The organism is Vibrio nigripulchritudo ATCC 27043 (genome assembly GCF_000222685.1).
In the GTDB taxonomy this organism is placed as follows: domain Bacteria; phylum Pseudomonadota; class Gammaproteobacteria; order Enterobacterales; family Vibrionaceae; genus Vibrio; species Vibrio nigripulchritudo.
In genome coordinates this window covers 1-12,229 of the sequence record NZ_AFWJ01000045.1, presented here as the reverse complement: position 1 = coordinate 12,229, position 12,229 = coordinate 1, and the positions used below count along the sequence as shown (strand labels likewise).

Annotated in this window: 8 protein-coding genes; 1 reads left to right on the top strand and 7 read right to left on the bottom strand. The window is 46.1% G+C overall.

Annotated features, from left to right (window positions below; all coding sequences use genetic code 11):
- Window positions 1-364 (bottom strand): MarR family winged helix-turn-helix transcriptional regulator (locus RH89_RS05745; RefSeq protein WP_004400168.1); only part of this gene is annotated, 364 nt, incomplete at its 3' end.
- Window positions 365-1,067: 703 nt separating this feature from the next.
- Between RH89_RS05745 and RH89_RS05740 the strand changes: the two genes are divergently transcribed.
- Window positions 1,068-2,642 carry a BCCT family transporter gene (locus RH89_RS05740; RefSeq protein WP_004400167.1) on the top strand — a complete coding sequence of 525 codons (1,575 nt, stop codon included), beginning with the start codon at window positions 1,068-1,070 and terminating at the stop codon, window positions 2,640-2,642.
- Between the two features lie 64 nt (window positions 2,643-2,706).
- Here the strand turns inward: RH89_RS05740 and RH89_RS05735 are convergent, their stop codons facing one another.
- From RH89_RS05735 to RH89_RS05710, 6 genes are all read right to left on the bottom strand, one after another.
- On the bottom strand, window positions 2,707-3,432 hold the full coding sequence (locus tag RH89_RS05735) for a 3'-5' exonuclease (RefSeq protein WP_004400166.1): 726 nt from the start codon (window positions 3,430-3,432) through the stop codon (window positions 2,707-2,709).
- A gap of 11 nt (window positions 3,433-3,443) precedes the next feature.
- Window positions 3,444-5,327, bottom strand: coding sequence for a DUF294 nucleotidyltransferase-like domain-containing protein (locus RH89_RS05730; protein ID WP_004400165.1), 1,884 nt, complete (start codon window positions 5,325-5,327; stop codon window positions 3,444-3,446).
- Between the two features lie 114 nt (window positions 5,328-5,441).
- Window positions 5,442-6,632, bottom strand: a complete 1,191-nt coding sequence (locus tag RH89_RS05725; protein WP_004400164.1) for an amino acid aminotransferase — start codon at window positions 6,630-6,632, stop codon at window positions 5,442-5,444.
- A gap of 215 nt (window positions 6,633-6,847) precedes the next feature.
- Complete coding sequence (locus tag RH89_RS05720) at window positions 6,848-8,350, bottom strand: HD domain-containing phosphohydrolase (RefSeq protein WP_004400163.1); 1,503 nt, start codon at window positions 8,348-8,350, stop codon at window positions 6,848-6,850.
- A gap of 271 nt (window positions 8,351-8,621) precedes the next feature.
- Complete coding sequence (gene asnS, locus RH89_RS05715; protein WP_004400162.1) at window positions 8,622-10,022, bottom strand: asparagine--tRNA ligase; 1,401 nt, start codon at window positions 10,020-10,022, stop codon at window positions 8,622-8,624.
- A gap of 122 nt (window positions 10,023-10,144) precedes the next feature.
- On the bottom strand, window positions 10,145-11,764 hold the full coding sequence (locus tag RH89_RS05710; RefSeq protein ID WP_004400161.1) for a methyl-accepting chemotaxis protein: 1,620 nt from the start codon (window positions 11,762-11,764) through the stop codon (window positions 10,145-10,147).
- Between the last annotated feature and the right edge of the window lie 465 nt (window positions 11,765-12,229).

Genomic DNA, 12,229 nt, shown 5'->3' with positions numbered 1-12,229 from the left:
ATTCTTCCAACTTATGAAATTGATCGATAAAGTTGTCTTGCAGCGGAAGAGGGGCTTTTTCCAAAATGGCTTTGCCTTCATCAGTAAGGTAGGCGTGTACTTTACGCTTGTCGCTCACACTTCTGACGCGCTTAACATAACCATTTCTTTCAAGTCTATCCAGAATGGTGGTGGCAGTAGCCTGGCTCATATTGGTGTTGTTCGACAGTTCCCGTATGGTCACTTCACCCAGTTCTTTGATGGAACGCATCAATAGCAACTGAGGACCAGTTAATCCCAGTTCTTTGCCAAGTTTTTTTGAGTGCAGATCGATTGCGCGGATGATTTGTCGTATCGCAATCAGAACTTCTTCGTGTTTTTCCAAATTCTTTATCCGTACCAGTGTTTTCGGGGGTTATATAAAGCTTTTGCTACACAAGAGTCAACAGCGATGTTCGACTCTTGAGTACTTTGACCGTTTCTCCCTTAAAAAGGTTATATACCCAAGTGACCTCAAGGTACAGGATTCAGAGCCTCATATTCTGTTTCAGTTCAAGAAAAAGAACGCAGCGGAATGACCAGTCCTTTCCAAGTTCTTTGCCGATGAAATGGGACAGAATATGGGCTCCCAAGGGCGAGTTTAACTGGCTTTCATACTGCGTTACCGATTCTTGATTTAGAAACCACTAGATCTTCAAATCGGTGTCTTGTCTGAAAACCAGTTAATTCTCGCTGAACCTAGTATCTTGAGGTTACTTGGGTATACACCCAGCATTCATTTTGATGCTTTTTTTAAGAAAACAAATGTGTTCCACAAATATCATAAACGCGACTCTCTCTGTTGAGAGTACAAATGTTTAGACTTCAAAACGAATTCTAGTATTGATTGATTTAAAAATAGCCATTCAAATTGAGAAAACTGAGATTTTAGGACGTTTTTTGAGTTATCTCTGGTTTTAAACGGACATTTTCGATAGGGTTTGTGGGTTTTAAAATCAATGAACTGTTACGTTCACTAACCATTCTGGTGAGGAAAGGTTTCGAATAGGTTCAAAATCAACAAACCTGTTAAGGGTTAAAGAGGAGATATGACAAAAGGAATCGACAAGTACAGTATCGATAGTACCGACTACACGGTTGGTCAGGATAATGTACAGAAGTGGGGATTTGATGTTCATAATCCGGTATTTGGGACCAGTGCTGGTCTTATCATTCTATTTTTAGTTGCTGTACTCATCTCAGACGCGGAAACCGCAAAGTCTACTCTGGATGGTTTGAAGTGGTCGATCATTGGTAAATTCGACAGCCTGTTTATCTGGGCGGGGAACATATTCCTGATCTTCTGTCTGGCACTGATTGTGTCGCCATTCGGCAAAATTCGCTTGGGCGGTCAGGATGCTTCCGCCGATTATTCGTTCATGTCCTGGTTGGCGATGTTATTCGCAGCGGGCATGGGTATCGGTTTGATGTTCTGGAGTGTAGCTGAGCCTGTGGCTTACTTCACTGGCTGGTATGAGACTCCTCTGGGCGTTGAACCAAATACCCCAGAAGCGGCAAAACTTGCCATGGGCGCAACCATGTTCCACTGGGGTCTTCACCCTTGGGCAATTTATGGCATCGTAGCCTTATCGCTTGCGTTCTTTACCTACAATAAAGGGCTTCCGCTTTCTATCCGTTCAATTTTTTACCCTATTCTGGGCGACAGAGCCTGGGGCTGGGCGGGTCACGTTGTAGATGTATTGGCGGTGCTGGCAACTCTGTTTGGTCTGGCGACATCCTTGGGCTTAGGTGCTCAGCAAGCCGCGAGTGGTATCAACCACGTATTCGGTGTGGATGGCGGTATTGGTCTGCAGATTGCGGTAATCGTACTGGTAACGCTGCTAGCCGTGGTTTCTGTTTTCCGCGGCATTGATGGCGGTGTTAAGGTCATCAGTAACATCAACATGATCGTGGCGTTTGTGCTGCTAATTTTTGTTGCGTTACTTGGTTACGCGGTTGCCTTTGGTTCTATCCCTTCCACTTTGATGGCATACGTTGAAAACATCATTCCGCTGAGTAACCCACATGGTCGTGAAGACGAGGCGTGGTTCCAGGGCTGGACAGTATTCTACTGGGCCTGGTGGATTTCTTGGTCACCATTTGTCGGCATGTTCATCGCGCGTGTATCTAAAGGTCGTACAGTACGTGAATTCATGGTTGCGGTTCTTCTGGTGCCTACTGCTGTTACGTTGATCTGGATGTCTGTATTTGGCGGTCTGGCGATTGATCAGGTGGTTAATGGCGTTGGTGCTTTGGGTACGGAAGGTCTTAAAGAAGTGCCTCTGGCGATGTTCCAGATGTTTGAAGAGTTGCCGTTTAGCACTCTGCTTTCAGTGATTGCTATTCTGCTGGTTATGGTGTTCTTCATCACGTCATCGGATTCAGGCTCTCTGGTTATCGATAGCATTACCGCTGGTGGTAAAGTGGATGCACCAGTGATGCAGCGTGTGTTCTGGGCATTTATGGAAGGTGCCATTGCGGCTGCGCTACTTTGGGTCGGTGGCACACAAGCCATTCAGGCCCTGCAAGCAGGTGCGATTTCTACGGCACTGCCGTTTACCTTCATTTTATTGCTAATGTGCGTAAGTTTGTTGATGGGTATGAGAACCGAACGTGTTCGCTAGTCACTACCTGTAAAAGCTAGTACTACCTGTAAAAATAGAAGGCTGCCATTTTAGGCAGCCTTTTTTATAACCAGACTTTTTCTATAGGGGTATCAGGAGAGAAATGATGCTGAATCTGAGCCTGAAGCAGCTCTGCTGTTGCCATGGCGTCCGTTAGTGCATGGTGAGGCGGGTAAACTGGCAGCCCGTAACGCTCGCGAGAAGAACCTAACCGCACTGGCTGACGCTTGTTACCTTTCAGGCGGTTGAAAATGCCTTTGGTATTCATATCCTGCACATAGGATTCGATTTCCATGGTATCCATGACCGGAAACACGATGCCTTCTTCAATTCGATCTTTAAGTGCCGTATCCAAGAATTCGCGTTCGATTTTTCGGTAGTGCACGACCACGACCTTCCCAGCCAAGGCATCCAGTACTTCATCTAACACTCTTCGTAAATCGGGTGCATCCAGAATATCGTTGTGAGTGATACCGTGAATCACCACGGACTCTTCCTGAAGCGGTGTGTTGGGGCGAACGATCCAGTGTCTGGCCTGATTGCAGTAAATCCGGTTAAGGTTAAAAGGGACCAGCCCAATACTGACGATGTCGTCTTTTTCAGCGTCTAAGCCCGTCGTTTCAAAGTCCAGCGCGACAAACGGCACTTTAGACAGAGGAGTATTACCTGACACAATACCAGCCTGATAGAAGTCATGAAGGCGTTCATCGGTAACGGATTCGGCTTTTTCCTTAAAACGGCTCTGCCAGTCTGTTTGCCCGCCTAAGCGGCTATTTCTGAATAAACTCATACCAGCTCCGACTACTTAAAGGTGTTCGCTTGGTAGCGATATTTAAGGAAGTTCTGAGCATTGCTGAGAATCTGGAATGCATCTTTCAGGTTTCGTCTTTCGAAATCAGACATGTTATCTGGTTCGATATTGTTGTCCGGTTCGATCTCTGCCTCCACATCTAAGGCCTGATGGCGAATCCGAACCATAGAAATGAACTCCATCGCATCACGCAAGTCTTCAGCACGACCATTTGGCAGAATCCCCGCGTCTATGATGTCGTCTAAACGCTCGAATGAGTTTTGAGAGCGAGAACCCACTGCAAGTGCATGAACGCGAATCAAATCAGCGAGTGGGGCTGTGCCACGGCGTTTGAGGTTGATGGAGTTTTTATGCTGACCATCTTTTTCCATCACAAAGCTTTTGAAGAAGCCAAGAGGCGGAGTTCGGCTGATAGCATTACGTGCCAGACAGGCAAGGAAGCGATTATTCTTTCTTGCTCTGCGTACTATGTAGCCATTGAGTTGTTCTGCCCACTTGGTTCGCCCATACACGCCATCCAGATCGAAGAAGATCGAACTGTTTAGCAGAGCTTTGGGGTTGGGGTCATCAATCCAGTCATTAAAGCATTCTTCCCATTCGCGACGAGTCATTCGCCACATAGGGTTAGTTGCCATGATGTCTCCGGTGCAGTAGTTGTACCCACACTGATCTAAACCATCACAGACAAACTTTGCCAGATTTTCAAAGTAGTCACCGTGCTTATCCGGCTTATAGCTTTCGTCAAGAATAATGGCGTTGTCCTGATCGGTGACGATAAGCTGCTCGTCTCTTGCCATGGAGCCTAATGCCAGGAAGCAGTAGGGTACGGGAGGTGGTCCTAGCGTTTCTTCCGCCAGTTCAATGATTCTCTGTTTGAAGCTGCGACCAATCACCGACATGGCGCTGCCCACCATATGAGAGTTGGCGTCTTCATTGACTAAGCGAACAAAGCTGTCTTTGACCTGCTCGGAAAGGGTCTGCAATTCTTCCATTGTCTGCTGCTGGAAAATACTACTTACTAGCAACAGGGAGTTCTGAGATTCATAGCGAACAATATCTGTCGCTTCGATGATGCCAAGAGGCTGCTGGTTTTTCACTACGGGAAGGTGGTGAACGTTGTATCGGAGCATGGTCAGCATGGCTTCGTAAACGTAGGCGTTGTGATCCAGCGAGACCACATCTGTGCTCATCACATCGTAAACCGCAGATTGGGGCGACAAACCCGCTGCCAATACGCGGGTACAAAGATCTCGGTCAGTGATGATGCCTTTCAGGGGACTATCATCTTCATCGTTTTCCGCGGTTTCGCGGTCAAAAACCAACAGCGATGAGACGTTTTCTTCCGCCATGGTTTGTGCCGCTTCCTGAATCGATTGATCGGAATAAATGGTGACAGGCTCACGGGTAATCAAAGTACGAACTTTGGATGTAGTAAGGTCGTTGGCGTCACTGGTGTTGGATACCGCCTGACGGAGCCGGGCAGAATCTTCCACTTCAACGAAATCGGCAAAGAGATCATTTTCATCATATAAGGTCTGGAAGATTGCTTCCGGAATGCAGTAAACAAGGGAGTCTTCAATTGCTGTGACAGGAAAGCGAACTTTGTTGTTCGTTAGCAGACCCATCTGCCCAAAAATGTCGCCTTCATCCAGCCGGTTATAGAGCTCTCCGTTGCGACGATAGACTTCCACAACGCCGCTTCGCACAAGATACAAATCGTGGATATGATCGCCAAAATGGATGATGGGAGTCCCCTGACGAAAGTAAGATATTTCTATGTTGCTGGCGACTTTATCAAGCAGCTCTTCTGGCAATGCACTGAAAGGAGGGTACTGGGAGATAAAGGACTTTATTTCTATTATTTCTGCTTGCATAGGAGAGCTGACTGTAGGCTTTTTTATTGTTCACCATCCTATAGCAATCAATAAAAAAGACCAGTCGAATGACTGGTCTTTAAAATATATTAGTACGCAATGTATCGGTAGCGATTAAAGAACCGCAGCAATACCTTTACACAGTGGACCCATGTTTTCTTTTGTCATACCCGCAACGCTGATACGACCTGAGCCAACGATGTAGATTGCAAATTCTTCTTTCAGGCGGTTAACCTGATCTTTTGACAGACCAGAGAAAGAGAACATGCCGTTCTGGCGCTCAATGAAGCTGAAGTCCGCTTCAACACCTTCCGCTTTCAATGTAGAAACGAACAGCTCGCGCATTTCTTGAATACGGTCGCGCATTTCTGCCACTTCTTTTTCCCATTCTGCGCGCAGTGCTTCGTCGTTCAGGATGTGAGTAACAACCGCTGAACCGTGCGCTGGTGGGTTAGAGTAGATAGAACGGATAATGCTCTTAACCTGAGAGAAGGCTGTTGCAGCAACGTCTTCAGACTTAGCGACAAGCGTAAAAGCACCAACACGTTCGTTGTACAGACCAAAGTTCTTAGAGAATGAACTTGCAACCAGAATCTCAGTGTTGTGCTCAGCAAATACGCGTAGACCTGCTGCGTCTTCCTCAACACCTTTTGCGAAACCTTGGTATGCAAAATCGAACAGAGGAAGCAGACCTTTTTCCGCACACAGCTTAGCCAGAGTTTCCCACTCTTCTGCCGTTGGGTCGATGCCTGTTGGGTTGTGACAACAGCCGTGCAGAAGAACGATATCGCCAGCACTTGCCGTTTCAAGATCCGCTACCATTGCAGCGAAATCTTTGTCTTTGGTTTCAGCGTTGTAGTAACCGTATTGAGCCGTTTCTAAACCAGCAGCCGTGAATACGCCGTTGTGGTTTGCCCAAGTTGGGTTACTGATCCAGATTTTAGGGCTGTTCAGGTGACGTTTGATGAATTCGCCTGCCACGCGTAGTGCACCCGTACCACCTGGAGCTTGTGCTGTTTTTGCACGTTTAGATGCGACAACATCAGAATCTGCGCCAAATAGTAACTTTTGTACCGCTAAACCGTACTCAGCTGTCCCTTCGATGGTCAGGTAAGATTTGGTTTTTTCTGTTTCAAGAAGTGCAGCTTCCGCTTTTTTAACTGTAGCCAGAACTGGAGTCTGACCTTGTTCATTTTTGTAGATACCCACACCTAGGTTAATTTTCTCTGCGCGGGAATCTTTTTTGAATTCTTCAGTCAGACCAAGGATTGGGTCAGCGGGGGCGGCAATGACTTTTTCAAACATAATCGGCGTCCGTGTTGATTAAATGGGAAAGGTATAAATATACGCTAGTTATACCTTTCCCAGTCACGGGTTACAACCGGATTTCAACAGAAAGTGGTATTTTTCTTTGTTAGGTGGCTCGCAGCTGATCAAGGTCAGAAAAAGCGGGCTAATCTCCTACAAAAACCTAAGATTTTTGCCAGATAAGTCCTGAAAATGCCAAAACTACGTCAACCTTATGCAAATTGCAGATTACCCGTATCAGGATCTTGTTTCGGAGTTTCCTGTTTCATGTCTTTATATTGAGCGGCAATAGCCATAAATTCTTCTTCAATAGCAAGAAAAGCGTCCACGACTTCAGGGTCGAAATGCTTCCCTTTGCCTTCAAGAATGATCCCTTTGGCTTTTTCATGGCTGAAAGCGGGTTTGTATACGCGTTTTGTTATCAATGCGTCATATACATCGGCCAGTGCCATTAATCGACCGGACAGTGGAATGCCTTCACCACTTAGTGCATTCGGATATCCAGTGCCGTCCCATTTCTCATGGTGGGTTAAGGCGATTTCACGGGCAACGCGAAGAAACGAACTGCTGCCCATGCGCTTTTCAGCGATAGAGAGGGCATCGGCACCTATTTGAGGGTGACCTTTCATTATCTCGAATTCTTCATCTGTCAGTTTACCCGGCTTAAGTAGCACGGAATCTGGAATACCCACTTTACCTACGTCGTGCAAAGGTGCCGACTTGTACAGTAGATCAATATAGGAAGGGGTGAGTTGCTCTTTGAGTTTTGGGTGCCCTGAAAGATGAATCGCAAGCGCTTTGACGTATTCCTGTGTACGCAGAATATGAGCGCCGGTTTCGTTGTCGCGCGATTCTGCCAGTGCCGCCAGACTGACAATGGCCACGTCTCGTGTGGTTTTCACTTCGTCTTGTGAGTCTTGCAACGAATCGAGCATTTGGTTGGTCATTCGTGCCATGGCTCCCAGTTCATCATTCTGGGCAACGGGCAGGCGGGCATCAATATTGCCGTTGGTCACCTGTATCAGAGCTCTTTCCTGACTGATCAGGATTTGCTTCATCAGCTTCGCCCAGAGCAACATAATGGTAATGGCATAACCGGTTAATACAGCGGAGATGTAGATGAATTCTTTCAGAATACTGAGCTTTCCTGACCCGTCATGCAGCGCTTCCGGTGTGTTTTCCAGCCAGTGGATGTCTTTAAACGCGACCATGCTCATCATGATGGCAAGGGTACAAAGTAGGAGTACCACCAGAGTAATCATCTGCTTAACCAAGGAACGACGTTTGCCCATTAGGTTAAAGCTGGCTTGGTTTTGTTTTAGTAAATCGTTGAAGCTGTTTATCTGATGGCTCAAATGCAAAATACTGCCAGTGAAGAAACCAAACAGAGTCATCCCGAATAGCACCTTGAGATTGCTGTCGTATGGGAAGTCGTAAACTGTGCGATAGAAGAGCGAGAAAGGGACGCTCATAAAGAAAAAGAGTGCGGTGTCCAGCTTGATGTAATTCACATCTTCCTTGTTTACCAAGGATCGGGTAATTGCCATACGTATCACAAACATCACACTGAATACGACGCCAGTATGAACCAGCACTTCTTCTAATGTGAGCGTTTCCAGCATTGGGCAGACACGCCCCCCGTAAATGCCGAATAGCAAGCCGGCAATAGTGTACAGCTTAAAAGTCAATGATGTATTGAAGTCCTGAAATTTCATAGGACAATCCTTTCTGGTTCTGTGACCTGTTTTATCTTTTGTTCAGTCTAGCATTTTAATGAGCTTCTACACTCAAATGACCGCTCATGATGAGCTTTATATCACTACGTTGTATTTATCTAGACCCGATTATGATTCTTTTCATTTCAGCTTACCTAGGGCGCAAGCAAAGCCGGGTATATACCAAAGTCTCTTAAGAACTTTTGGGTATAAGTGCTGAAAATAAAAACGCCACTCCCGAGAGTGGCGTTTTCGATAAGATTAAAAAATCTTAGAAGTTTGCGCTGCGCGGCGTACGTGGGAATGGAATCACGTCGCGAACGTTACCCATACCTGTTACGTAAGAAACCAGACGCTCAAAACCGAGACCGAAGCCCGCGTGTGGCACTGTGCCGTATTTACGCAGGTCGCGGTACCAGCTCATGTGTTCTGGGTCGATACCCATTTCACGCATGCGAGCATCCAGAACGTCCAGACGCTCTTCACGTTGTGCACCACCGATGATTTCACCGATACCCGGAGCCAGTACATCCATAGCAGCCACGGTTTTGCCGTCTTCGTTAGAACGCATGTAGAAAGCTTTGATGTCTTTCGGGTAGTTCTTCACGATAACTGGCGCCTTGAAGTGCTCTTCTGCCAGGAAGCGCTCGTGCTCAGAAGACATATCGATACCCCATTCAACAGGGAATTCGAATTCACGACCCGAGTCCAGAAGAATCTGGATAGCGTCTGTGTAGTCTACTTGTGCAAAATCAGAAGCAACGAATTGCTCTAGGCGAGTAATGGCTTCTTTGTCGATACGCTGAGCGAAGAACTCAAGATCGTCGCGGCATTCTGCAAGTACGGCTTCAAATACGTATTTCAGCATGTCTTCAGCCAGCTTTGCGATGTCTTCAAGATCCGCAAATGCCACTTCAGGCTCAACCATCCAGAATTCCGCAAGGTGGCGGCTGGTGTTTGAGTTTTCTGCACGGAACGTAGGTCCGAACGTGTACACTTTGCTTAGGGCACAAGCATAAGCTTCTGCGTTTAGCTGACCAGATACCGTCAGGAAGGTCTCTTTACCGAAGAAATCTTCGTTGAAGTCCACGTCGCCTTTATCAGTGCGAGGCAGGTTTTCCATGTCCAGTGTTGAAACACGGAACATTTCACCAGCGCCTTCTGCATCGGATGCAGTGATAAGCGGAGCAGATACCCAGAAGTAGCCTTGCTCGTGGTAGAAGCGGTGAATCGCCTGAGACAGACAGTTACGTACGCGTGCAACTGCACCAATTACGTTTGTGCGAGGGCGAAGGTGCGCAACTTCACGGAGGTACTCAATTGAGTGACGTGTTTTTGCCATTGGGTAAGTTTCAGCATCTTCAACCCAGCCAACTACCTTCACACCAGTAGCGGCAAGTTCAAAATCCTGACCTTTTGCTGGAGATTCAACAATCTTACCTGTTACTTCAACAGAGCAGCCAGTTGTTAGCTTAAGTACTTCGTCTTCGTAATTATTAAGATTATTTGGGACCACGGCCTGAATCGGGTCGAAACAAGAGCCGTCATAAATGGCAAGGAAAGAGATTCCGGCTTTGGAATCACGACGCGAACGGATCCAGCCTTTCACAGTGACTTCACTGTCTACAGCTAGCTTACCGCTTAGTACGTCTTTTACAGGCGCGTAAGTCATGTTTGTTATATTCTCCATAGAGGTCAAAATACAACCCGACTGAGCGGTTTTTAATCGCTCAGTCGGGTTAGAAATCATTTCTTTAATTTCAACCTGACATATTACCTGTCAATTCATCAGCTTCAACCTTTAATATCGCTTGGCAGGGTAAATTGATTCAGTAATGACTCGAGTTCTTCCGACAAATGTTCAAGATTTAGACTGATCTCTCGCGTTTGACGGGCTGAAGCAGAGGTTTGATCCGCATGCAGGGTAATGGTTTCTATTTTCTGACTAACATTTGTACTAACGGACGTCTGAAGTTTGACCTGTTCCTGAATACTGGTTGCATGCGAGTTTGCCTGTTGCATTTCACTCACAACTTCTTTCAGGGTGCATGATAGAGATTCGATAGATTCCGCGCGGGAGTGAGCTTGCTGGCACACCTCATCTACCGAGTTTAACGACTGAACGCTGCCTTGCTGAAAATCGGCAATGATGTTTTCGATACTGCCCGTGGCCTCTTGTGTTCGGCTGGCTAGTTGTCGCACTTCATCGGCAACCACAGCAAACCCTCGACCTTGTTCTCCCGCCCTTGCAGCCTCTATAGCCGCATTTAGTGCAAGTAGGTTCGTTTGTTCTGCAATGCCCTTTATGACGGAGAGAATCGAAGACACTTCACCCGTTTGTTCGTTCAAATCGGAGATCATGCCTTTTACTGATTCGATGTCTCCGACCAGATTTTGAATATCTTCGCTCGCATGGTGTGACTGTGCTGAGCCGGATTTCGCGGTTTCGGTGGTGTGAGTAATTAAAGCCGAGGCATCAATAGTGGCGTTTTCAATGCACTGCTGCTGTTCCTGCAGCTCGGCAATATTCTGATTAACTTCGGCGGTCTCCTGTTGCTGATTGTTCGCAGCGTGGTCGTTATCTTTTGCCACATTCGTTAACTTAGTGGCGGATTCTGCCAGAGAATGCGAGGTTTTCTGAACCTGCGACATGCTGGATGCCACACTGTCTAACAAATGGTTGATGTCTTTTGAAAGCTGCCCAACTTCATCTTTCTGCTTTGTATCAAGCCGGATGGAAAGGTCTTTGTTTGAGCTAACCTGCTCCATCAAGCGAGAAGTCATTTTTAGTGGGTTGACCACGATTTTCCTTATCATGCTCAGTGCAATCAAAAAACCGACCGCGGCAATCGCCGTCATGATAGCGACTGCAATAATGGTTCGCTGGCTGATAAGTTGATTGAGATGGCTTAAGTTATATTCAAGCCTGATGGCACCTAACACTTCGCCTTCTTTCGCCATGTGGCAATTGATGCAGTTTGTCCCGCGATAGTTGTCGCTGGCTTTCATTGGCAAAGCCACAACAATGCCTTTGCCCCAATCCGAAGAGATGCTTTCAATAACGGTTTCGCCGGCTAAGGCACGTTGATCGATGTCGTCGATGGCAGACTGGTTTTCGTCTCCCGTACCATACAGGCGAGATACGGCTTCTGCCCGCAAAACCCGGACATTTTCAATGCCATCTTGGGCAAGCGCTTTTTCCCGTAACGTCTCTTTCTGGCTCATGGTGCCAGTGAGCATCATCATGTTCAGGCTGTCGAAGTAGTTACCTGCCTTGTCCAGCAGTTGCTCGCTTAATACAGTATTGATTAAGTTGCGTTGCTGAAAATACTGGTAACCCGTAGAAGATGCCAATACTAAAGTAAATACTGACACCAGCGTGAAAAGCAGTTTATAGGTAATAGACACGTTCATTGGCTGACTTTTTATTTTGATTATTAAATTAATTGAGCAACAGATAATGCTCTGGTGTTATTTTAAGTTAATAAAAAGTTAAGTTGTCTCAGTTTTAATTGTTACTGTGAACTTAGTAATGAATAGTTAATATAAATTGATTTAGAACAAATTTATTAAAATATTACCTGACATAAATACTCGGTTATTTATCTATTCTGTTAATATTTTAAAATACAAAATAAATATGATCAGGTTTGGTTTAATTTATCTATTAGACTTTAGTTGATAATGTTTTTGGCGAATTTTAAAGAAAGAGGACAAAGAAACTTAATTAGAATGCGCTAATTATCCTTTCACATTGAGTGATACTTAGCCGATAAAGCATCGAGTTGCCCTTACGCTGACAAGACACTGACATAGCGTTGGTTTGAGTGCGATAAAACGCAACCTTTCACTTGTTGCTGCATAAGGAAACTGGTATGT

Excerpts from the sequence above, each read along its gene's own strand:
- RH89_RS05740 (WP_004400167.1), top strand. The coding sequence starts at position 1,068 with ATGACAAAAGGAATCGACAAGTACAGTATCGATAGTACCGACTACACG.
- RH89_RS05735 (WP_004400166.1), bottom strand. The coding sequence starts at position 3,432 with ATGAGTTTATTCAGAAATAGCCGCTTAGGCGGGCAAACAGACTGGCAG.
- RH89_RS05730 (WP_004400165.1), bottom strand. The coding sequence starts at position 5,327 with ATGCAAGCAGAAATAATAGAAATAAAGTCCTTTATCTCCCAGTACCCT.
- RH89_RS05725 (WP_004400164.1), bottom strand. The coding sequence starts at position 6,632 with ATGTTTGAAAAAGTCATTGCCGCCCCCGCTGACCCAATCCTTGGTCTG.
- RH89_RS05720 (WP_004400163.1), bottom strand. The coding sequence starts at position 8,350 with ATGAAATTTCAGGACTTCAATACATCATTGACTTTTAAGCTGTACACT.
- asnS (WP_004400162.1), bottom strand. The coding sequence starts at position 10,022 with ATGACTTACGCGCCTGTAAAAGACGTACTAAGCGGTAAGCTAGCTGTA.
- RH89_RS05710 (WP_004400161.1), bottom strand. The coding sequence starts at position 11,764 with ATGAACGTGTCTATTACCTATAAACTGCTTTTCACGCTGGTGTCAGTA.